The organism is Aeromicrobium massiliense JC14, assembly GCF_000312105.1.
In the GTDB taxonomy this organism is placed as follows: domain Bacteria; phylum Actinomycetota; class Actinomycetes; order Propionibacteriales; family Nocardioidaceae; genus Aeromicrobium; species Aeromicrobium massiliense.
Window position 1 is genome coordinate 1,013,141 of sequence record NZ_HE978636.1, and the last position, 21,815, is coordinate 1,034,955.

At 73.4% G+C, this 21,815-nt stretch carries 21 protein-coding genes and 1 tRNA gene; 14 read left to right on the top strand and 8 right to left on the bottom strand.

Going from position 1 to position 21,815, the window contains the following annotated elements; genetic code table 11:
• Positions 1-201: 201 nt before the first annotated feature.
• The 4 genes from HGAM_RS20740 (at position 202) to HGAM_RS17865 (ending at position 5,457) form a co-directional block, all read left to right on the top strand.
• Positions 202-705 carry a hypothetical protein gene (locus tag HGAM_RS20740; protein ID WP_147543549.1) on the top strand — a complete coding sequence of 168 codons (504 nt, stop codon included), beginning with the start codon at positions 202-204 and terminating at the stop codon, positions 703-705.
• Positions 702-3,344, top strand: a complete 2,643-nt coding sequence (locus HGAM_RS20690; RefSeq protein ID WP_019144409.1) for an aminodeoxychorismate synthase component I — start codon at positions 702-704, stop codon at positions 3,342-3,344. Before HGAM_RS20740 ends, HGAM_RS20690 begins: the two co-directional genes overlap by 4 nt.
• A 2-nt stretch (positions 3,345-3,346) precedes the next feature.
• On the top strand, positions 3,347-3,586 hold the full coding sequence (locus HGAM_RS05160; protein WP_019144410.1) for a hypothetical protein: 240 nt from the start codon (positions 3,347-3,349) through the stop codon (positions 3,584-3,586).
• Between the two features lie 71 nt (positions 3,587-3,657).
• A complete protein-coding gene (locus HGAM_RS17865) occupies positions 3,658-5,457 on the top strand; it encodes an N-acyl-D-amino-acid deacylase family protein (protein WP_019144411.1) in 1,800 nt (599 codons plus the stop codon).
• 16 nt (positions 5,458-5,473) lie between these two features.
• Here the strand turns inward: HGAM_RS17865 and HGAM_RS17870 are convergent, their stop codons facing one another.
• Positions 5,474-6,763, bottom strand: a complete 1,290-nt coding sequence (locus HGAM_RS17870; RefSeq protein WP_172636420.1) for an esterase-like activity of phytase family protein — start codon at positions 6,761-6,763, stop codon at positions 5,474-5,476.
• 168 nt (positions 6,764-6,931) lie between these two features.
• Between HGAM_RS17870 and HGAM_RS05175 the strand changes: the two genes are divergently transcribed.
• From HGAM_RS05175 to HGAM_RS05190, 4 genes are all read left to right on the top strand, one after another.
• Positions 6,932-7,330 (top strand): hypothetical protein, encoded by a 399-nt coding sequence (locus tag HGAM_RS05175; protein ID WP_019144413.1) that lies wholly within the window; start codon positions 6,932-6,934, stop codon positions 7,328-7,330.
• An 11-nt stretch (positions 7,331-7,341) separates the two neighbouring features.
• Positions 7,342-7,962: a recombination mediator RecR gene (recR, locus tag HGAM_RS05180; protein WP_019144414.1), complete on the top strand. Its 621-nt coding sequence runs from the start codon at positions 7,342-7,344 to the stop codon at positions 7,960-7,962.
• A gap of 106 nt (positions 7,963-8,068) precedes the next feature.
• Complete coding sequence (locus HGAM_RS05185; RefSeq protein ID WP_019144415.1) at positions 8,069-9,340, top strand: aspartate kinase; 1,272 nt, start codon at positions 8,069-8,071, stop codon at positions 9,338-9,340.
• Entirely contained in the window at positions 9,337-10,377 is a 1,041-nt protein-coding gene (locus HGAM_RS05190) for an aspartate-semialdehyde dehydrogenase (RefSeq protein WP_019144416.1), read from the top strand. The genes HGAM_RS05185 and HGAM_RS05190 overlap by 4 nt, the downstream gene beginning before the upstream one ends.
• Before the next feature lie 3 nt (positions 10,378-10,380).
• On the opposite strand, the gene HGAM_RS17875 is transcribed toward HGAM_RS05190, so the two are convergent.
• From HGAM_RS17875 to HGAM_RS05210, 4 genes are all read right to left on the bottom strand, one after another.
• Positions 10,381-12,345, bottom strand: coding sequence for an acetoacetate--CoA ligase (locus tag HGAM_RS17875; protein WP_019144417.1), 1,965 nt, complete (start codon positions 12,343-12,345; stop codon positions 10,381-10,383).
• On the bottom strand, positions 12,342-13,007 hold the full coding sequence (locus tag HGAM_RS05200; RefSeq protein WP_019144418.1) for a hypothetical protein: 666 nt from the start codon (positions 13,005-13,007) through the stop codon (positions 12,342-12,344). The genes HGAM_RS17875 and HGAM_RS05200 overlap by 4 nt, the downstream gene beginning before the upstream one ends.
• Before the next feature lie 93 nt (positions 13,008-13,100).
• Positions 13,101-13,174: transfer RNA gene (locus tag HGAM_RS05205), tRNA-Pro, on the bottom strand.
• Positions 13,175-13,198: 24 nt separating this feature from the next.
• Positions 13,199-14,101, bottom strand: coding sequence for a metallophosphoesterase (locus HGAM_RS05210; protein WP_019144419.1), 903 nt, complete (start codon positions 14,099-14,101; stop codon positions 13,199-13,201).
• Between the two features lie 65 nt (positions 14,102-14,166).
• Here HGAM_RS05210 and HGAM_RS05215 point away from each other — a divergent pair, with 65 nt between their 5' ends.
• Complete coding sequence (locus HGAM_RS05215; protein ID WP_019144420.1) at positions 14,167-14,628, top strand: GatB/YqeY domain-containing protein; 462 nt, start codon at positions 14,167-14,169, stop codon at positions 14,626-14,628.
• Positions 14,629-14,692: 64 nt separating this feature from the next.
• On the opposite strand, the gene HGAM_RS17880 is transcribed toward HGAM_RS05215, so the two are convergent.
• Complete coding sequence (locus HGAM_RS17880; RefSeq protein WP_081591803.1) at positions 14,693-16,882, bottom strand: transglycosylase domain-containing protein; 2,190 nt, start codon at positions 16,880-16,882, stop codon at positions 14,693-14,695.
• A gap of 213 nt (positions 16,883-17,095) precedes the next feature.
• Between HGAM_RS17880 and HGAM_RS05225 the strand changes: the two genes are divergently transcribed.
• Complete coding sequence (locus tag HGAM_RS05225) at positions 17,096-17,368, top strand: WhiB family transcriptional regulator (protein ID WP_019144421.1); 273 nt, start codon at positions 17,096-17,098, stop codon at positions 17,366-17,368.
• A gap of 4 nt (positions 17,369-17,372) precedes the next feature.
• Here the strand turns inward: HGAM_RS05225 and bagB are convergent, their stop codons facing one another.
• Complete coding sequence (gene bagB / locus HGAM_RS20745; RefSeq protein WP_019144422.1) at positions 17,373-18,572, bottom strand: ArsA family ATPase; 1,200 nt, start codon at positions 18,570-18,572, stop codon at positions 17,373-17,375.
• Entirely contained in the window at positions 18,572-19,534 is a 963-nt protein-coding gene (gene bagA / locus HGAM_RS20750; protein ID WP_019144423.1) for an ATPase BagA, read from the bottom strand. Before bagA ends, bagB begins: the two co-directional genes overlap by 1 nt.
• A 78-nt stretch (positions 19,535-19,612) precedes the next feature.
• Here bagA and sp36 point away from each other — a divergent pair, with 78 nt between their 5' ends.
• The 4 genes from sp36 to HGAM_RS05255 are packed head-to-tail and all read left to right on the top strand — an operon-like array spanning position 19,613 to position 21,803.
• Positions 19,613-19,768 carry a Sp36 family protein gene (gene sp36, locus HGAM_RS20260; protein ID WP_019144424.1) on the top strand — a complete coding sequence of 52 codons (156 nt, stop codon included), beginning with the start codon at positions 19,613-19,615 and terminating at the stop codon, positions 19,766-19,768.
• Positions 19,768-20,229 (top strand): RidA family protein, encoded by a 462-nt coding sequence (locus HGAM_RS05245; RefSeq protein ID WP_019144425.1) that lies wholly within the window; start codon positions 19,768-19,770, stop codon positions 20,227-20,229. The genes sp36 and HGAM_RS05245 overlap by 1 nt, the downstream gene beginning before the upstream one ends.
• 9 nt (positions 20,230-20,238) lie before the next feature.
• Positions 20,239-21,045: an NUDIX hydrolase gene (locus tag HGAM_RS05250; protein WP_179943941.1), complete on the top strand. Its 807-nt coding sequence runs from the start codon at positions 20,239-20,241 to the stop codon at positions 21,043-21,045.
• Entirely contained in the window at positions 21,042-21,803 is a 762-nt protein-coding gene (locus HGAM_RS05255; protein WP_019144427.1) for an MBL fold metallo-hydrolase, read from the top strand. Before HGAM_RS05250 ends, HGAM_RS05255 begins: the two co-directional genes overlap by 4 nt.
• Positions 21,804-21,815 lie beyond the last annotated feature (12 nt).

The following is a 21,815-nucleotide window of genomic DNA, read 5'->3' on the forward strand; positions in this document are numbered from 1 at the left end:
GCCCCGGCGTCGCAGCCGAGCTCTCGGCCCGCGGCCACGCCGGAGCCGAGCCCGACCCCGGCGCCGGCTCCGACGCCCGAGCCGGCGCCCTCGCCCGAGCCCGTCGTCTCGCCGGAGCCGCCGGCGACCCCGGAGCCCACGCCCTCGCCGACCCCGGAGCCCTCGGCACCGCCGGCCACGGGCGCCCCGGCGCTGTCCGACGTGCGCCGGCTGTGGCCCGACGTGCTGGCCAAGGTCGAGCAGCTGCGCCGGTTCACCTGGATCATGCTGAGCCAGAACGCCCAGGTGGTCGGGGTCGACGACGGCACCGTCACGATCGGCCTGGTCAACGGCGGCGCCCGCGACTCCTTCCTCAACAGCAAGTCCGACGAGGTGCTGCAGCGGGCGCTGTCCGACGTCCTGGGCGTGCAGTGGCGCGTCGACGCGGTCATCGATCCCGGTGCCACGCCGGGGGCCGGTGTGCCCGAGCCCGCGGCCGCGGCACCGTCCGCGCCGCCGGTCGAGCGTCCCCGGGGCGTTACCGCTCCGCCCGAGGTGCACCAGGCGCTGCAGCAGGCCCCGACCGAGGCGCCGACGGCCGCCGACATCGACGCCTCGGCCTCGCTCAACGACCCCGAGCTGGAGACCGAGAACCTCGATCCCGAGGCCCTGCTCTCGCGCGAGCTCGGGGCCGAGGTCATCGAGGAGATCCCCTCGGACCAGTGAGCGCCGTCGCCGCGTCCCAGGTGCGGCGCCGCCGGCTCGACCTGGGCGACGACCCGCTCGACGTCCTGCGCCGCCTGCGCGGCCAGGCCCGGGTGGTCGCGCTCATGGGGTCGTGGGCGGCGGGCGACGTGCTCTCCTTCGACCCGCTGCACGTGCTCGGAGCCGACGACGACCCGTTCGACCTCTGGTCCCCGCCGGTCGTGGCCGAGCGCGGCGGGTTCGGTGGCGGCTGGATCGGCGTGTGGGGCTACCAGCTCGGCCGCCGGCTGGAGCGGCTCGGCGAGCAGCCGCCCCGGCCCGTTCCGCAGCCCGACCACCGGCTCGGCTTCTACGACCGGGTGCTGCGCCACCACGACGGATGCTGGTGGTTCGAGCAGCTGGCCGGCCTGGTCGACGACGACGAGCAGGCACGGCGCGAGGCCGCGTTCCTCGCCGTCCTGGACCGCCCGGCCGAGGCTCGCCCGGTGCACGTGGGCGCGATGGCGATGACGCCCACGCCGGCCGAGCACCGCGCCGCCGTGCAACGGGTCCGCGAGCACGTGGCCGCCGGCGACGTCTTCCAGGTCAACCTCACCGCCCGGCTCGAGGCCCCGTTCGCCGGCGACCCGCTCGACCTGTTCGCCCGCGGCGTCGAGGCGCTCGACCCGGCCTACGCCGCGTTCGTCGACGCCCCCGAGGGCGCCGCCGTCAGCCTGTCGCCGGAGCTGTTCCTCCGTCGCACCGGCGACCGGGTGCTCACCAGCCCGATCAAGGGCACGGCCCCGCTCTCGGCCGACCCCGCCGCGCTCGTCGCCTCGGCGAAGGACCGGGCCGAGAACGTGATGATCGTCGACCTCATGCGCAACGACCTCGGCCGCGTCGCGACGCCCGGCACCGTGCGCGTGCCCTCGCTCGTCCGGGCCGAGCGGCACGCGGTGTGGCACCTGGTCTCCGACGTCGTGGCGACGCTGCCGCGCGGAACGACCGACGGCGACCTGCTGCGCGCCACGTTCCCGCCCGGTTCGGTCACCGGGGCGCCGAAGGTGCGGGCGATGCAGCTGGTCGACCAGCTCGAGCCCACGGCGCGCGAGGCGTACACCGGGGCGATCGGCCACGTGAGCCCCGTGGCCGGGCTCGAGCTCAACGTCGCGATCCGGACGTTCGAGGTCGCCGGCGACCGCGTGTGGCTGGGGGTGGGCGGCGGCATCGTGCACGACTCCGACCCGCAGGCCGAGTACGCCGAGTGCCTGGTCAAGGCGCGGCCCCTGGTCGAGGCGGTCGGCGGCACGCTGCCGCTCGACGCGTCGGTGCCGGCGGGGCCGCCGCCCGTCCGGCTGGAGCGGCCGCGGGCTTGGCGGCCCGACCTCGCCTGGGGCGTCTTCGAGACGATGCTCGTCGTCGACGGCCACGTCGCCCACCTCGACGAGCACCTGGCCCGGCTCGCGACCAGCGTGCGCGAGGTGCTCGGGGCGTCGGTGGGTGCCGACGTGGAGGTCGCCGTCCGGTCCCGGGCCGCGGGGCTGTCCGGCCGGCACCGGCTGCGGGTCGACGCCCGGCCGGCGGACGCCCGGGTGAGCTTCCTGGTCTCGTCGGAGCCGCTCGGCGAGACCGCCCCGGCCTGGGTGCTGACGCCCCGGGTCGTCCCCGGCGGGCTCGGCGCGCACAAGTGGGCCGACCGTTCCGCGCTGTCCGCGCCCACCTCGCCCGAGCGCGACGACCTCGTGCTCGACGCCGACGGCAGCGTGCTGGAGGCCGGCCGCGCCGCGCTGGCCCTGGTCATGGACGACGGCGTGCACGTCCCGCCGCTCGACGGCCGGCTGCTGCCGAGCACCACGCGCGCACGGCTGCTGGCCCGGCTGCGGCGCACCGGGGTGCCGGTGCACGAGCGCCGCCTGACGCTCGCGGACGTCGCCGTCGCCCGTGAGGTGCTGGTCGCGAACGCCCTGCGCGGCGTCGTGCCGGTGGTCGAGGTCGTCGGCGTCGGACGCTGGACGCCCGGTCCGCTGGCCGTCGAGCTGGCCCGGCCCGAGCAGGAGCGGCGCACGGCCGAGGCCCGGCAGGCAGCGGCGCCGGACGCGCGCGTGCTCGTCGTCGACAACTACGACTCGTTCGTCTACAACCTCGTGCAGCACGTCCGCGAGCTCGGCGCGGCGACGACGGTCGTCCGGCACGACGCCGAGCGGGTCGACCGGCTCGCGGACGCCTGTCTCGACGGCACGTACACGCACCTGCTGGTCTCGCCCGGCCCCGGAGGCCCTGCCGAGGCCGGCGTCAGCGTCGAGCTCGTCCGCCGCGTCGGCGCCCACCGGCCGACGCTGGGCGTCTGCCTCGGGCACCAGGTCATCGCCGAGGCCTACGGGGCCCGGGTGGTCCGTGCGCCCGACGTCGTGCACGGCAAGGCGTCGCTGGTCCACCACGACGGCCTGGGCGTCCACGCCGGCCTGGCCAGCCCGCTGCTCGTCGGGCGCTACCACTCGCTGGTCGTCGACGAGGCCAGCCTGCCGCCCGAGCTGGAGGTGACGAGCCGCACCGCGTCCGGCGTCGTCATGGGCCTGCGGCACCGGGTGCACCCGGTCGAGGGCGTCCAGTGGCACCCCGAGTCGGTGCTCAGCCCCACCGGACGCCAGGTGCTCGCCCGCTTCCTGGCCGGGCAGGACTAGCGGTGGACCCCGGACGCCGGAAGGTCGAGACCCGTGAGGCGGCCTACGTCCGCGTGGGGGAGCGGCTGGTCGATGCCGACGGCGTCCAGCACGAGGTGCTCGAGGTCGTCCGGCACGGTTCCGACGGCATCACGCTCCTGCTGGGCCGGCGGCACGGCGACGAGGTGCGCGAGGTCGTCCGTCGCGAGCTCGGTCCGGACGAGCCGGTCCGCGTGCGGGTGGAGGTCGGTTCCACCGGCTAGTCGGGCAGGCCGAAGCGCCCCGGTCCGGTCCGCGCGCGTGCTACGTTCCGCGGAACTGTGAGGAGCGTCACATGGACCTGGACCTGATCGTCAGCGGCGGCACCGTCTTCGACGGCACCGGAGCCCCCGGACGTCGCGCGGACGTCGGCATCAAGGACGGCCGCGTCGTCACCGTCAGCGACGTCCCGCTCGAGCCGGGTACCGGCACGCGGGTCGTCGATGCCACCGGACGCTGGGTCACCCCCGGCTTCGTCGACGCCCACACGCACTACGACGCCGAGCTCGTCGTCGCCCCCGGCCTGCACGAGTCGGTGCGCCACGGCGTCACCAGCGTGCTCATCGGCAACTGCTCGATCTCGGCGGTCTACTCCAGTCCGGTGGACGTCGCCGACCTGTTCAGCCGGGTCGAGGCGCTGCCCCGCCCGGCCGTGCTCGCGGCGCTCGAGGAGCGCAAGACCTGGAGCACGCCGGCCCAGTGGCGCGAGGCGCTCGAGGCGTCCGCCATGGGCCCGCACGTGGCCTCGTTCCTGGGCCACTCGGACGTGCGCGGCAGCGTCATGGGCCTGGGCCGCGCGACCGACCCGGACCAGAAGGCGACCAAGGCCGACATGCGCGAGGTGGAGCGCCGCCTGGAGGAGGCGCTCGACGAGGGCTTCCTCGGCATCTCGACCATGACGAACCCGTGGGACAAGCTCGACGGCGACCGCTACCGCTCCCGCTCGCTGCCCTCGACGTACGCGTCGTGGAAGGAGTTCCGCCGCATCAGCCGCATCCTGCGCCGTCGCGGCCGCGTGCTCCAGGGGGTCCCCAACCTGAACAAGAAGTACGACGTGGCGTTCTACCTGGCCACGAGCACCGGGCTGGGCCGCAAGCCGCTGCGGGTCTCGCTGCTGTCGGCCGCCGACACGAAGGCCGAGCCGTGGGTGCGCCGCATCTTCGGCCCGCTCGCGTTCCTGGCCAACCGGGTCGGCCGCGGCCGGTTCGTCTGGCAGCACCTGCCCACGACGTTCAAGGTGTGGGCCGACGGCATCGACCTGGTCGTCTTCGAGGAGTTCGGGTCGGGCCGTGAGGCGCTGCACCTGCGCGACGAGATGCGCAGCGAGCTGCTGCAGGACGAGGCGTACCGCCGCTGGTTCCGGCACGACTTCGACAAGCGGTTCTCGCCGCGGGTCTGGCACCGCGACTTCGACGACGCCGAGATCACCGAGTGCCCGGACACGTCCCTGATCGGCCGCACGATCGGCGACGTCGCCCGCGAGCGCGGCGTGCACGCCGTCGACTGCTACCTCGACCTCGTCGTCGCCCACGGCACCGACCTGCGCTGGACGACGCCCATCGCCAACACCCGCGCGAAGGTGCAGGAGAAGCTGCTCAACACCCCCGGCGTCACGATCGGGTTCTCCGACGCGGGCGCGCACCTGCGCAACATGGCGTTCTACAACTTCGGCATCTGCCTGCTCCGCAAGGTCCACGAGGCCCAGCGCACCCGCAAGCCGTTCATGACCGTGGAGCGCGCGGTGCACAAGCTGACCGGCGAGCTGGCCGACTTCTACGGCATCGACGCCGGACGCCTGGTCGAGGGCGCCCGCGCCGACCTCGTCGTCGTCGACCCGCGCGGCCTGGACGCGTCCGTCGACGGCTACCACGAGGCCGTCTTCGAGGAGCTCGGCGGACTCAGCCGCATGGTCAACCGCAACGACGCCGCCGTCCACGCCACCGTCGTCTCCGGCACCGTGGTGTGGGAGGCCGGCGAGTTCGCCGAGGGCTACGGACGTGACTTCGCCACCGGACGCTTCCTGCCCGCCGGGCAGGAGGCGCCGATGCGCAAGCGCCCGGTGGCCTCGCCCGCGCGGGTCGCGGCCGGAGCCTGACCCGCGCGGGCGTCGCTCAGCGGCGTCCGCCCGGGAGCCGGCCCGGCAGCAGCCGGCGGTCCACGTCCAGCGGCCGGGCCAGGTCGATCGTGATGAGCTCGTTGACGTCCGCGACGTCGGCGCCGCGACCGCCCGTCGCCGGGAAGTTGTTGTCGTTGAGCACCGCGATCGTGTCGCGGTCGATCAGCTCGACGTCCTCGATCGTCACGTAGGGCAGCGCGAACGTGCGGCCGAAGCCGCCGACGCGGTGCGGGTCGGGCAGGTCGAGCAGGTCCACCAGCTCGCGCTTGTCGACGTAGCCGTCGCGGTCGCGGTCGCGCAGGTCGACCAGGAACACCTTCTTGAAGCGGGCGGCGGCACCGGACAGGTTGTCGCGCTCCACGACCAGCAGCTGGTGGGCGTTCACGGCGATCGCGTCGCCGATGGCGTGCTCGGGGGCTTCGAGCCGGTAGCGGTCGAACGCGCCGGTGAACCGGGCGCCGTGGCGGCCGAGTCGCACGTCGTAGATGCGCAGGTCGAATGCGCGTCCGGCCGCCTTGTCCTCGGCCGTGCTGCCCTCGAGCATCGGCAGCAGGCGCGTGCCGTCGGGCGTGATGGCCATGCCCTCGAAGCCCTTCGAGTCGGCCAGGTTCGGGGTCGCCGCGCCTAGCAGCGGGCTCGACGGCGACGTCACGCCCGGCGTCGCGACGGGCGCCTCGAGCAGCCGGCCGCGGGCGTCGGTGTGCAGCAGGAACGGGCCGAGCTCGTCGCCGAACCAGAACGTCCCGTCGCCGGCGACCTGCATCGACTCGACGTCGAAGTCCCAGCCGGTGAGCACCCGGTCGTCCGCGGGACAGGCGTAGCCGGCGGGCAGGTCGGTGGACGCGTCACACCCGCCGTCGCGCCACAGCGTCCACGGCACGTGGCCGCGCGGGTCGGACAGGGTGAAGCCGCCGGGCAGGACGCGCGTGCGGCCGTCGCGTCCGGGCTTCACACGGTGGACGCGGAGCTGGAAGTCGCGGCTGTTGGCCTTGGTGCCGAAGCCGTTGTCGCTCATCGTCAGGTAGCTGCCGTCGCCGAGCGCGTGCACGCCCGAGAAGCCCTGCACCGGCTGGCCCGGGAACGGCGCGGCCGGGTTGCCGGTGAAGAAGCCGGACGGCTCGCTGCCCGGCACGAAGGTCTGGGCGGGCAGCACCGAGCGGCTGGCCAGGTGCGTCTCGCGATGGTGGTCGTGGTGCCGTTCGCGGTCGGGCGTCGCCCCCGCCGGCGCGGCGAGCGTGAGGGCGAGCAGCGCGGCGGTGCCGGCTCCCAGCATGGTTCGGTTCATCGTTCCCCCTGGAGTGCCCCGGCCCGGGTGGCCGACGGGCTCCTCGAGCCAAGCGCCCCGCGGTGGCCCGCCCGTGGCCCCGGCGTGACGCACCGGTGAACCCTCGTCGCGTGACCTCGGGACTGCCCCCGGCTGCTGGCAGACTCCGCCGACGGGGGAAGGAGCGCCATGGCTGCACGGCTGCGGTGGTGGGTCGCGGTGCTGCTGTCCCTCGCCCTGCCGGTGCTGGTGTGGGTCGTGGTGGGTCTCGCGAGCGACGGTGACGTCGGACCCGGGCGAGCGATCGCACTGGCGCCGGCGGTGGGCGCGGCCCTGTGCCTCGCCCTTGCCGTGACCGGTCCTCGGCCGGCGAGCCCGCTGCTGGTCGTCGCGGCGATGGGCTGGGCCGCCGTGCTGGTGGCCTTCCGGTGGTCCGACGACGGTGGCACGTCGATCGGTCTGGGTGCCGTGATGATCGGCGGCCTCGGCGTCGCCGCCGGCTTCACCCTCCCGGCGATGCTCGTCCCACCGCGACCGAGCGCGCCCGACCCGCGCGGCGGCGAGGCCGGACAGCCAGCGGCGGACTAGGCTGGAGGCCTATGTACGACGGCGTGATCCAGGACCTCATCGACGAGCTCGGAAGTCTTCCCGGCGTCGGCCCCAAGAGTGCGCAGCGCATCGCGTTCCACCTGCTCGACGCCGACCCCGAGGACGTCCGGCGGTTCGCTGCTGTCCTGGTGCAGGTCAAGGAGAAGGTCCACTTCTGCACGATCTGCGGCAACGTCACCGAGGACACCGAGTGCCGCATCTGCGCCGACCCGCGCCGTGACCCGTCGGTGCTGTGCGTGGTCGAGGAGAGCAAGGACATCCTGGCCATCGAGCGCACCCGGGAGTTCCGCGGCCGCTACCACGTGCTCGGCGGCGCGATCAGCCCGATCGCCGGCATCGGCCCCGACCAGCTGCGCATCCGCGAGCTGCTCCAGCGCCTCGGCGACGGCACGGTCACCGAGGTCATCATCGCCACCGACCCGAACCTCGAGGGCGAGGCGACGGCCACCTACCTGCTGCGCATGCTGGCGCCGCTCGGCATGCGGGTGAGCAAGCTGGCCAGTGGCCTGCCCGTCGGTGGCGACCTGGAGTACGCCGACGAGGTCACCCTCGGCCGCGCCTTCGAGGGACGTCTCTCGGTCGGCGGCGCCCCGGCCGAGCCGCGTCCCTGACGTCCGCGGGCCGAGCGGTCCGGACGGTCGTCGGGCCCGGCGCGGTAGGCTTGCGGGGGCGCAACGGCGCGCCGCTCCTGACCCTCCTCACCTCTCGAGGTTTTCTGTGGGCATCGTCGTCCAGAAGTACGGTGGCTCGTCCGTCGCGGATGCAGCCAGCATCAAGCGCGTCGCCCAGCGGATCGTGGCGACGAAGAAGGCCGGCAACGACGTCGTCGTCGTGGTCTCGGCCATGGGCGACACGACCGACGAGCTGATCGACCTGGCCAACCAGGTCTCGCCGCTGCCGCCGGGTCGCGAGCTCGACATGCTGCTGACCGCCGGCGAGCGCATCTCCATGGCACTGCTCGCCATGGCCATCGGCAACCTCGGCCAGGAGGGGCGCTCCTTCACCGGGTCGCAGGCCGGCGTCATCACCGACGACGTGCACGGCCGCGCCAAGATCATCGACGTGACCCCGAGCCGGCTGCAGGCCGCGCTCGGCGAGGGCGCCGTCGCGATCGTCGCCGGGTTCCAGGGTGTCTCGCAGACCACGAAGGACATCACCACGCTAGGCCGCGGCGGCTCCGACACCACCGCCGTCGCGCTGGCCGCGGCGCTGAAGGCCGACGTCTGCGAGATCTACTCCGACGTCGACGGCATCTTCACCGCCGACCCGCGCATCGTCCCGAACGCCGCGCAGATCCCGCACATCTCCTACGAGGAGACGCTGGAGATGGCGGCCAACGGAGCCAAGATCCTGCACCTGCGGTGCGTCGAGTACGCCCGCCGCAACGACATGCCCATCCACGTCCGCTCCTCCTTCTCGCAGAAGGAGGGCACGTGGGTGGTTCACGCCGACCGAGTGGAGAAGCCCATGGAAGCCGCCATCATCACCGGCGTCGCGCACGACCGCAGCGAGGCCAAGATCACCGTCGTCGGCGTGCCCGACAAGGTGGGCGAGGCGGCGGCCATCTTCACCACGCTGGCCGACGCGCAGATCAACATCGACATGGTCGTGCAGAACGTGTCGGCCGCGGCCACCGGACGCACCGACATCTCCTTCACCCTGCCGCGGGCCGACGGCCAGACCGCCATGTCTGCGCTCGCTCGCCTGCAGGGCCAGGTCGGCTTCGAGCGGCTGCAGTACGACGACAGCGTCGGCAAGGTCTCGATCATCGGCGCCGGCATGCGCACCGAGCCGGGCATCACCGCCCGCTTCTTCCAGGCGCTCGCGGACGCCGGGGTCAACATCGAGATGATCTCGACCTCGGAGATCCGCATCTCGGTCGTCACGGCCGAGAGCAACGTCGACGAGGCCGTCCGTGCCGCCCACGCCGAGTTCGGGCTGGGCAACGACGAGGTCGAGGCCGTGGTCTACGGCGGGACCGGCCGATGAGCGCCCGCATCGGCATCGTCGGCGCGACCGGCCAGGTCGGCGTCGTCATGCGCCGCCTGCTGGAGGAGCGCGACTTCCCGGCCGACGAGGTCCGTTTCTTCGCGTCGTCGCGCTCGGCCGGCACCACGCTGCCCTTCCGTGGCGGCGAGATCGTCGTCGAGGACGCGTCGAAGGCCGACCCGTCCGGCCTGGACATCGCCCTGTTCTCGGCCGGAGCCACCACGTCGCGCGCCCAGGCCCCGCGCTTCGCCGAGGCCGGCGTCACCGTCATCGACAACTCCTCGGCGTTCCGCAAGGACCCGTCGATCCCGCTCGTCGTCAGCGAGGTCAACCCGCACGACATCCCGGCCGGCGACGGCCCCGGCGGCCGCGGCATCATCGCGAACCCGAACTGCACCACGATGGCCGCGATGCCGGTGCTGAAGCCGCTGCACGACCGGGCCGGGCTCGTCCGGCTCGTGGTCAGCTCCTACCAGGCCGTGTCGGGCTCCGGCGTCGCCGGCGTCGAGGAGCTGCACGGCCAGGCCAAGGCCGTGGTCGACAAGGCCGACGCGCTGACCCACGACGGCTCCGCGCTGACCTTCCCCGACCCGGTCAAGTACGTCGCGCCGATCGCGTTCAACGTGCTGCCGCTGGCCGGCTCGATCGTCGACGACGGCTCGTACGAGACCGACGAGGAGCAGAAGCTCCGCAACGAGAGCCGCAAGATCCTCGGCCTGCCCGACCTGCGGGTCGCGGGCACCTGCGTGCGCGTGCCGGTGTTCAGCGGCCACTCGCTGTCGATCAACGCCGAGTTCGAGCGCGACATCACGCCCGAGCAGGCCACCGAGATCCTGGCGTCCGCGCCGGGCGTGCGGCTGGTGGACGTCCCGACGCCGCTGCAGGCCGCCGGCACCGATCCGAGCCTGGTCGGCCGCATCCGCCAGGACCAGTCGGCGCCCGGCCACAAGGGCCTCGTGCTGTTCGTGAGCGGCGACAACCTGCGCAAGGGCGCGGCGCTCAACACCATCCAGATCGCCGAGCTGCTCGTCGGCTGACGCTCAGGCGCCCGGCTGGGCCTCGCGGTAGCGGACGATCTCGTCCAGCGCCGTGGGGTCCACCAGGGCGCCGCGCGCGGCCGCGTCCTCGACCGGCGTGCCGCGCAGGATCTTCTTGACCGGCACCTCGAGCTTCTTGCCCGAGAGGGTCCGCGGCAGGGCCCGCACGGCGGCGACGTCGTCGGGCACGTGGCGCGGCGAGAGCCGTGAGCGCAGCGCGGTCGCGATCTCGTGCCGCACGTCGTCGTCGAAGGTCTCGCCCTCGGCCATGACGACGAACAGGATCAGCCGTCCGGCGCCGCCCTCGTCGTCCTCCAGGTGCACGACCAGGCTGTCGGCGACCTGCGGCAGGGACTCCACGACGCCGTAGAACTCGGCCGTGCCCAGCCGGACGCCGCCACGGTTGAGCGTCGCGTCGCTGCGTCCGGACACGACGCACGTGCCGGCCGCGGTGATGGTGATCCAGTCGCCGTGGCGCCACACGCCGGGGAAGTCCTCGAAGTACGCCGCCCGGTACCGCGAGCCGTCGTCGTCGCCCCAGAACCCGACCGGCATCGACGGCATGGGCCGGGTGACCACGAGCTCGCCGAGCTCGCCCACCACGGGCTCGCCGGCCAGGTCGTAGGCCTGCACGGCCGCGCCGAGGGCCCGGCACGAGATCTCGCCGGCGACGACGGGTACGTCGGGAGCCCCGCCGACGAACGCCGAGCAGACGTCGGTGCCGCCGGAGATCGAGACCAGCTGCACGTCCTGCCCGTCGGGCACCACGGCGTCGTAGACCCAGCGGAAGCCCTCGGTGGGCAGCGGCGCCCCGGTCGAGCCGATCGCCCGCAGGCTCGACAGGTCGGCCTCGTCGCGCAGCACGAGGCCGGCCTTGCGGCACTGCAGCAGGTACGGCGCGCTCGTGCCGAAGTAGGTGAGCCGCTCCTGCTCCACGAGTCGCCACAGCGCGCCCAGGTCGGGGTGCGCGGGGTTCCCGTCGAGCATCACGATCGTGGCGCCGACGCCGAGCGCCGACACGAGGTAGTTCCACATCATCCACCCGGTCGTGGAGAACCAGAAGAACCGGTCGCCGGGGCCGACGTCGTTCTGCAGCGCGAAGCACTTGAGGTGCTCCAGCGTGATGCCGCCGTGGCCGTGCACGATCGGCTTGGGCAGCCCGGTCGTGCCCGAGCTGAACAGGACGTAGAGCGGATGGTCGAACGGCACCCGGTCGAACGCGGGCTCGGCCGGCTCGGCCAGCAGCTCGGCCCAGGTCGTGGCTCCGTCCGGCGCCGCGGCGCCGGGATCGAGATACGGCAGGTGGACGAGCGTGCGGACGCTGGGCAGCGCAGCGCAGACCTGCTCGACCTCGGCCCGGCGGTCGACCGGCTTGTCGCCGTAGCGGTAGCCGTCGACGGCCAGCAGCAGCGTCGGCTCGACCTGGCGCCAACGGTCGACGACGCTCTGGGTGCCGAACTCCGGGGCGCAGGACGTGAACACCGCGCCCAGGCTGGCGGCGGCCAGCAGCAGGACGAGCGTCTCGGGCACGTTCGGGGCGTACGCGGCCACGCGGTCGCCCCGGCCGACGCCGGCGCGTACGAGCCCGGCCCGGGCGCGGGCGACCTGGTCGCGCAGCTCGGCGGCGGTGAGCCGGACGTCGTCACGGCTCTGCGATCGGCCCACGACCACGACGTCGTCGTCGGCCCGGTCGGGGAGCCGCAGCATCGCCTCGGCGTAGTTGATGCGCACCTGAGGGAACCAGTGGGCGCCGGGCATCGCGTCGTCGGCCAGCGCGACGGTCGGCGCGGTGTCCGACGGAATGTCGACAAAGCGCCAGGCGGCGAGCCAGAAGGCGTCCAGGTCGTCGACCGACCAGCGCCACAGGCTCTCGTAGTCGTCGAACCGGTGCCCCAGGCAGGCGAGCTCGTCGCGGAAGTCATCCAGCCGCGTGCGGCGACCGGAGGGCCGCCACAGCACCTCGCTCATGCCGCGTCCTTGATCCGTCCGAGGCTCAGCAGCCACGCGGCCAGCGCGGTCGCGGCGGCACCGAGCGCCGGCAGCAGGAGCCAGGCCCAGGCGGTGGCAGCCGGCTCGAGGAAGAACGCCAGCACGGCCATGAGCACGAGCAGCACCGCCGTGACGCTCGTGGCCCGCGGCTGCGGCACCCGCAGCGCACGCAGGGCCAGCTCTCCCAGCACGACGGCACCCACGCAGATCAGCACCAGCGCCAGCGTGCCCCAGCGTCCGCCGCCCGTGGAGACGCCACGAACGGCCGAGAACAGCTCGCGCACGCCCGCGCCCACGCCGGTCACGAGCAGCCCCAGCACGGCACCCACGAGGGCGGCCCACACGACGTCCGGCCAGGCGGGCAGACGCCACCCCCGCGCGCGCGTGGCGCCGGTGCTGAGCGCCTGACGCGCCAGCGCGCCGGTGCGACGTCCGGTCGTGGCGGCCCGGGTCGCGGTGCGCTGCCAGCGGGACGGACCGGCGGGCTCGGCCGCCGGCGTGACCGGTTCGGGCGCGGCCTCCCGCTCGGGCGCGACGACGGTCGACGCGGGCCGCTCGTCGGGGGCCTCGTCACCGGGCAGGACGACGGGCTTGCGGACGACCCGTCGGACGACCTTGCGGGTCGGAGGGGTCTCGCTCATGCAGGCGAGTGTGTCACAGAGCACGTCCCGACTCGCGGCGTGCTCGGGGAACGACGAAGGGCCCCTGCCTCGCGGCAGGAGCCCTTCTGCGGGTCGGGGTGACAGGATTTGAACCTGCGGCCTCGTCGTCCCGAACGACGCGCGCTACCAAGCTGCGCCACACCCCGGTCCGTTCATCCGGAAGCCCGGAATCACGACCTCGGAGAGTCTACAGCAGTCAGGGTGAGGAGCGTTGCCTCGGGTCGGCATGCGAGCCGCACGGGCGCGTAGGGGGACGTCCCGAGGCCCGCCGAGACGTGCAGCCAGGACGAGTCCGCGCCGTCGACGTGGTGGCGGTGCAGCCCGCGGGCGCGGGCTCGGTCGAGGTCGCAGTTGGTCACCAGCGCGCCGTAGCCGGGCACGCGCAGCTGTCCGCCGTGCGTGTGGCCGGCGATGATCAGCGGGTAGCCCGAGGCCGTCCAGCGGTCCAGCACCCGCAGGTACGGCGCGTGCACGACGCCGATCGCCAGGTCGGCGGAGCGGTCGGCCGGGACGTCGTCGAGCTCGTCGTAGCCCAGGTGCGGGTCGTCGGCGCCGACGAACGACAGCCGGCGTCCGGTCACCTCGAGCTCGTCGTGCCGGTTGGTCAGGTCGGTCCAGCCGCGCGCGGTGAACGCGTCGCGCAGCTCGCGCCACGGCAGGTCCTTCTCGCGCGGCCGCGGGCCGCCGGTGCCGCCGCGCAGGTACATGAACGGGTTCGGCGGCACGGGGGAGTAGTAGTCGTTGGAGCCGAAGACGAACACGCCCGGCACGTCCAGCAGCTCGCCGTAGGCGTCCAGCACGGCCGGCACCGCGGCGCGGTGCGACAGGTTGTCGCCGGTCGAGACGACGAGGTCCGGCTGCAGCGACGCCAGGCCACGCAGCCAGTCCTGCTTCACCCGCTGGCCCGGCGTCATGTGCGTGTCGGACAGGTGCAGGACGCGCAGCGGGTCCGAGCCGGCGGGCAGCACCGGCACGTCCGCCCGGCGCAGGACGAACGCGTGGGTCTCGAACACCGACCAGGCCAGGACGCCGCCGGCCAGCGCGAGCGGCCACAGCAGGGGACGAGCAGACATGCGGCCAGCCAACCACAGCCGCCGTCGGCACGCCCGCGCGTGGCCCGGGGTGGGAGACTGGCCGCATGTCTGCGCTCAAGGACCGGCTCCGCTCCGACCTCACCACCGCCATGAAGGCACGCGACCAGCTGCGCTCGTCCGTCATCCGCATGGCGCTCGCCGCCGTCACCAACGCCGAGGTGGCCGGCAAGCAGGCCCGTGAGCTCAGCGACGACGACGTGCTCGCCGTGCTGACCTCCGAGGCCAAGAAGCGCAAGGAGTCCGCCCAGGCCTTCGACGAGGGAAACCGCCCCGAGCTGGCCGAGAAGGAGCGCGCCGAGGCCGCGATCCTGGCCGACTACCTGCCCGAGCAGCTCAGCGAGGACGAGGTGCGCGCGCTCGTGACCGCCGCAGTCGAGCAGACCGGCGCCGCGGCCGAGGGCATGAAGGCGATGGGCAAGGTCATGGGCGTTCTCACGCCGCAGACCCGCGGCCGGGCCGACGGCGGCTTCGTGGCCGCCGAGGTGAAGCGCCAGCTCGGCGCCTAGCCCCGCACGCACGACGAGGCCCCCGGGACGTCGTCCCGGGGGCCTCGTGCGTCGTGGACGCGGGTCAGTCGTCGTCGCCGCGGTCGCGACCGCGGTTGCCCCGGTTGCCGCGGTCGTCGTCGTTCCCACCGCCGTTGCCACCGCTCGAGCGCTGCGGCGGGGCCGGGTTGGCCGGCTGGCGCTGCGGCGGGCTGTCGAAGCTCGTGCCGTCCAGGTCGTCCTGGATGACCTGCATGGCCTTGGCCCACATCGGGCCGGCCAGCGACGAGCCGCCGGCGGCGCTGAAGCTGATCGGCGAGCCCTTGATCGTCTTGCCGACGAGCGAGGCCGGGCGTCCGGTCTTCGTGACGCCGGAGATCATCGACGCGGTGGCCAGCTCGGGCGTGTAGCCCATGTACCAGACCGACTGCGCGCTGTTGGTCGTTCCGGTCTTGGCCGCCGACGGGATGCGCAGGCCGGTGCCGTTGGAGTAGCCGAAGCCACCGGGCTCCTGCACGCCGCGCAGGATGTCGTTGACCTGGGCCGCGACGGCACGGCTCATCACGCGCTTGCAGGACGGCTCGTACTCCTTGACCGTCTTGCCGCTGCGGTCGACGATCGCGGTGACGGGCAGCGGCTCGCAGTACTCGCCGCCGGACGCCGCCGACGCGTAGGCCGCGGCCAGGTCAGTGGGGCTGATGTAGGTGACGCCGAGGGTGAACGGACCGACCTCGTCGACCTCGGGCACGTTGATGCCCATGGAGCGGGCCGTCTTCACGACGTTGCACAGGCCCGCGTCGCGCTCGAGCTGGGAGTAGTAGGTGTTCACCGACTGGCGCAGGCCGCGGTACATGTTGAACGTGCCCGCTCCGGTCGAGTTCTTCAGCTTCCACTCACCGACGCCGCCCTCGTTGCAGGCGGTGTAGGCGCCGGCGGGCATCGTCATCGTCTGCGGCGAGTTGTACGACTTGCTCACCGGGATGCCCTTCTTCAGGGCCGCGACGGTGGTGAAGAACTTGAACGTGGACCCGCCCTGGAAGCCGCCGGAGTCGCCGTACTTCGTGGGCACGGCGAAGTTGATGTAAGACTGGCCCTCCTTGAGGTCCGAGCCCATGGGGCGCGACTGGGCGACCGCCCGGATGTAGCCGGTGCCCGGCTCCACCAGCGACAGCGCGCCGATGACGCCGTCCTTGGGGTTGATCGTGCTGGAGACGGCCTTGTTGGCCGCCTTCTGCATCGACAGGTCGATCGACGTGCGGATGGTGAGGCCGCCCTGCTCGAGCCGCGCGCGGCGCTCGTCGACCGTCTTGCCCAGGCTCTCGTCGGCCATGAGGTAGCGGCGCACGAAGTCGCACGAGAAGGACGCGTCGGAGTCGACGCAGCCGTTCGGGAACGACGTCAGGTTGAGGCTGAGACCGGTCGCCTGGAAGTCGCGCGCCTGGTCGTCGGGGACGAAGCCGTAGCGGGCCATGACCGCCAGCACCGTGTTGCGGCGCTGGAGCGCGCGCTCGGGGTAGGTGCGGGGGTTGTACTGGTTGGGGTTCTTCACCAGGCCGGCCAGCGTGGCGGCCTGGGCCGGGTTGAGGTCCTTCGGCGCGACCGAGAAGTAGTGCCGGGCCGCGGCCGAGACGCCGTAGGCGCCGTCGCCGAAGTAGGCGATGTTCAGGTAGCGCTCGAGAATCTCGTCCTTGGAGTACTTCTCCTCGTACGCGATCGCGTGCTTGAGCTCGCGGATCTTGCGGCTGGCCGACTTCTCGGTGGCCGCCTTGCGCTCCTCGGCCGTCGTGGCGTTCTGCACCTGGATCAGCTTCACCAGCTGCTGGGTGATGGTCGAGCCGCCCTGGGTGTTGCCGTCGGAGGCGTTGTTGACCAGGGCGCGCAGCGTGCCCTTGAGGTCGAGCGCGCCGTGCTCGTAGAAGCGGACGTCCTCGATCGCGAGGATCGCGTTCTTCATGTTGTCGTTGATCTGGTCGAGCGGGACGTCGCTGCGGTTCTGCTCGTAGAAGTAGGCGATGAGCTTGCCGTCGGCGTCGACGACCTTCGTCGTCTGCGGGTTGGGGTTCTCCTCCAGCGCCAGCGGCAGGTCGAGCGCGCGCTGCGCGACGTCGTTGCCGGTGATGGCCACGAACGTGGTGGCCGGGATGAGCAGCGCGGCGACGAGGATGCCGGCGAGCACGCTCAGCCGGGCCATCGCACCGGCGACGGAGCGCTTGGAGCGCTTCTCCTGCGGCTGGAGCGCGGACGACATCAGGTCGCGCATGGAGTCCCAAGGCATGGGGTCAGGGTACGTGGTCCGGCACAGGCCCTGAGGGACGCCGGAGGGAGGGTCGGCGACCCGTCCCGGGCCAGAACGTCCAAAAATGGCCCGAAAGGACTACACAAGATCATCCCCCGGGGGCTCACCGAAACAATGAGAAGTTTCTTAACGTTTTCTCACTAGCAGGAACGGCCCTGGTCACAGGGCTTCTCGGGGAAAGGCAGTACCTGTATGTGGAACGAGAACTGGGCAGCGCAAGCTGCATGTCGAGGTGGTTCGGACGCGCTGTTCGTCCGAGGCGCCGAGCAGAACCGCGCCAAGCTGATCTGTGGAGCCTGCGAGGTCAAGGCCGAGTGCCTGGCCGAGGCCCTGGACAACCGCATCGAGTGGGGCGTGTGGGGTGGGATGACCGAGCGTGAGCGCCGGGCCCTGCTCCGTCGCCGGCCCGACGTCGCCACCTGGCGCACCGTGCTCGAGGGCACCGTCACCGCCAGCAACGCCTGAGCCGCTAGGCGCGGCCGGCGAGCAGGTCGCCCACGACCCGCAGTCCGTCGAGGTCGTGCACGTCCGTGGCCAGCGCCGCGACGCGCGCCGACGGCACCGTCGGGTGGGAGGCGCCGAAGCGCCGCACCAGCCGCTCCTCGCGCTCGCGCACCAGGGCCCGCTCCGCGTGCACGCACAAGAGCTCGGCGGCCAGCGTGCTCGTGGCGTCGCCGCCGGACAGCCGGCGTGACGCGGCGGCGGCCTCGTCGGCACCCAGGTCGTCCACGGCGGTGCCGCTGACCCGGTTCACCACGAGCCCGGCCAGCGGCATCCGGTCCGCGGCCAGCCGCTCCACGAAGTAGGACGCCTCGCGCATCGCCGAGGCCTCGGGGGCGGCGACGACGACGAACGCCGTCCGCGGGTCCTGCAGGAGCGCGTAGGTCTGCTCCGAGCGCTGCCGGAACCCGCCGAACAGGGTGTCGAAGGCGGCGACGAAGGTCTGCACGTCGGTCAGCACCTGGGCGCCGAGAAGCTTGTTCATCATCGACGTGATGACGCCGAAGCCGGCGCCGAACAGGCGGGCCGGACCCTTCGCCGGGGCGAGCAGGAGCCGGATGAACCGGCCGTCGAGCAGCGACGACAGCCGCTCGGGCGCGTCCAGGAAGTCCAGGGCGGAGCGCGACGGCGGGGTGTCGACGACGATGAGGTCCCAGCCGTCGTCGTGGCCGACGGCCTCGCTGTGCAGCTGGCCGAGCTTCTCCATCGCCATGTACTCCTGCGTGCCCGCGAACGAGCTCGACAGCGCCTGGTAGAAGGGGTTGGCCAGGATCTGGCGGGCCTTGTCCGCGCTGGCGTGCGCCTCGACGACCTCGTCGAAGGTGCGCTTCATGTCGAGCATCATCGCGTCCAGCCGGCCGGGTCCCTCGACGCCGGCGACCGGCCGCGGCACGTTGTCCAGCTCGGTGAGCCCCATCGACTGGGCGAGCCGGCGCGCCGGGTCGATGGTCAGCACGCACACGCGCCGGCCCTGCTCGGCCGCCCGCAGCGCGAGCGCCGCCGAGGTGGTCGTCTTGCCGACGCCGCCGGAGCCGCAGCACACGATGATCTGGGTGCCGCGGTCGGCCAGCAGCGCGTCGACGTCGAGCGCGTCGGCGCTCGGGCCCGTGACGCCGCGGTAGTGCGGGGTGGTCGTGCGGGTGGGCGTGGTGCGGGGCCGACCGGGCATCAGACGACCTTCCCGTCGCGCAGGGACTGGGCGAGCTCGAACAGGGCCCCGAGGTCGACGCCCTCGTGGAGCCACGGCAGGTCGTGCACGGGCACGTCGCCGTCGTCGAGCAGCTCGTGCTGCGCGTCCTGGAGGCGCTGGCGCGCGACGTGCGCGTGGCCCTCCTCCACGAGCGCGGGAGCGTGCGCGCCGTCGACGCCGGACGGCTCCAGCGCGTCGGCCACGGCCTGCTCGACGCCGTCGGTGGCGAGCAGCTGCTGGGACGCCTCGGACAGCAGCGCCGGACGCACGAGGTTGACGAGCACGTGCCCGACGGGCAGGCCCGCGCCACGCAGCTCGGCGACCCCGTCGAGGGTCTCCTGCACCGGCATCTCCTCGAGCACCGTCACCAGGTGCACCCGGCTGCTGTCGGAGTGCAGCATGTCCATGATCGCGTCGGCCTGCTTGCGCACCGGCCCCACGCGAGCGAGCCCGGCGACCTCGGCGTTGACGTTGAGGAAGCGCGTGATGCGGCCGGTCGGGGGAGCGTCCATGACGACGGCGTCGTAGACGAAGCGGCCCTTCTCCTTGCGCCGGGCCGCCTCGTAGGCCTTGCCGGTCAGCAGCACGTCGCGCACGCCGGGGGCGATCGTGGTGGCGAAGTCGACGACGCCGAAGCGGTCGAGCAGCTTCCCGGCGCGGCCCAGGTGGTAGTACATGTCGAGGTACTCCAGCAGCGCGGCCTCGGGGTCGATGGCCAGCGCGTGCACCTGCCCGCCGCCCAGGCCGGACGCGATGCGCCGCTCCTCGTACGGCAGCGGGGGGACGTCGAACAGCTGGGCGATGCCCTGCCGGCCCTCGACCTCGCACAGCAGGACCCGCTGGCCCTCGTCGGCCAGGGCGATCGCGAGCGCGGCGGCCACCGTCGTCTTGCCGGTGCCACCCTTGCCCGTCACCACGTGCAGCTGCGTCGTCGCGCCCACGCCGCCACCCTACTGACGCCTGCGTGGGCCGCATGCCGACGCGGGACCGGCTCGCCTGGGGCCCGATACAGTCGGGCCATGACTCAGTGGGAGTACCTGACCGCACCCGTCCTCGTGCACGCGACCAAGCAGATCCTCGACAACTTCGGCCGCGACGGCTGGGAGCTGGTGCAGATCGTGCCCGGCATGAACCCCGAGAACCTCGTCGCCTACTTCAAGCGCCCGGTCGCCTGATGTCGGCCGTCGAGGAGCGCCTCGCCGCGGCCGGGCTCGAGGTGCCCGAGGTGGCCAAGCCGGTCGCCGCCTACGTCCCGGCGCTCAGCACCGGCTCGTACGTGCACACGTCCGGCCAGCTGCCGCTGCAGTCCGGTGAGCTGATCGCCACGGGCAAGGTCGGGGCCGGCGTGGACGTCGAGACGGCCACCGCGTGCGCGCGCCAGTGCGCGCTCAACGCGATCGCCGCCGTCAAGGCACAGGTCGGCGATCTCGATCGCGTCACCCAGGTCGTCAAGGCCGTCGTGTTCGTCGCGAGCGACCCGTCGTTCACCGGCCAGCCGCAGGTGGCCAACGGCGCCAGCGAGCTGCTCGGCCTGGCCTTCGCCGACGCCGGCGTCCACGCGCGCAGCGCCGTCGGCGTGGCCGTCCTGCCGCTGGACGCGCCGGTCGAGGTCGAGATCGTGGTCGAGGTGGCCTAGGTGGTCCGCGTGCGTGTCCCCGACACGCTGCGCTCGGTCGTCGACCCGACCGACCCGGTCGTGCCCCGCGACGCCGCGAGCATCGTGGTGGTGCGCGACGGCGCCGCCGGGCTCGAGGCCTACCTCCTGCGGCGCCAGGCCACGATGTCCTTCGCCGCCGGGCAGTACGTCTTCCCCGGCGGCCGGCTCGACCCGGCCGACGCCGACCCCGACGTCCCGTGGGCCGGCCCGCCGGCGTCCCGGTTCGCCGAGCAGCTCGGCACGACCGAGGAGCACGGCCGGGCGCTCGTCGTCGCCGCCGTCCGCGAGACGTTCGAGGAGGCCGGTGTCCTGCTCGCCGGTCCCGACGAGACGTCCGTGGTCGACGACGTGAGCGGTCCGGAGTGGCTCGCCGCCCGGCGCGCCCTGGAGCAGCACGAGACGAGCCTGTCCGCCTTCCTGCGCGAGCGGGGGTTGGTGCTGCGGGCCGACCTGCTCGGTGCCTGGTCGCGCTGGATCACCCCGGCGCACTCGCACCAGCGCTACGACACCCGGTTCTTCGTCGCGCGCATGCCGGCCGGCCAGGAGGTCGGCGACCTGCCCGGCGAGGCCGACCGCTGCGTGTGGGTGCCGGTGGACACGCTGCTCTCCTCCGAGCAGGCCGACGCGGCCGGGCTCATGCCGCCGCAGCACCAGACCCTGCGCCAGCTGGCGCGCCACGACGCCGACGAGCTGCTCGAGGTGGCCCACGGTCGTCCGGTGCTGCTCGCCGAGCCGCGCCTGGTGGCCGACGACGACGGCGTCTGGCTCGAGACCGACCTGGGGGAGTACGAGTGACCACCGTCAGCGAGCGCGCCGCGTACGTCCTGGCGCCCAACCCGGGCGTCATGACGCTCGACGGCACCAACACCTACGTCCTGCGCGAGCGCGACGGCGCGCGCAGCGTCGTCGTCGACCCCGGGCCGCTCGACGAGCACCACCTGGCCCGCGTGCTCGAGCTCGCCGGCGACGTGGCGCTCGTGCTGGTGACCCACCACCACGCCGACCACACCGAGGCCGTGCCCCGGTTCGCCGAGCTGACCGGCGCCCCGACCCGCGCCGTCTCGCCCGAGCACTGCGTCGGCGCCGAGCCGCTGGCCGACGGCGAGGTGCTCGACGTCGACGGCCTGACCATCCAGGTGCTGCACACCCCGGGACACACCGCCGACTCGGCGTGCTTCCTGCTGCCGGCCGAGGACGTCCTGCTCAGCGGCGACACCATCCTGGGCCGGGGCACGACGATCGTCGCCCACCCCGACGGCCGGCTCGGCCCGTACCTGGACTCGCTGCGCGCGGTCCAGGAGCTCGTGGTCACCGGGCACGTCGAGCGCATCCTGCCCGCCCACGGGCCGGTGATCGACGACCCGGCCACGGTCGTCGACTTCTACCTGACCCACCGCGAGGAGCGGCTGGAGCAGGTGCGCCAGGCGGTCGCGGCCGGCGCGGTCACCCCGCAGGACGTCGTCGAGCGGGTGTACGCCGACGTCGACCGCGCCCTGTGGCCGGCGGCCGAGCGCTCGGTCGCCGCCCAGCTGGAGCACCTCCGGCAGTCCTGACCCGTCACGCAC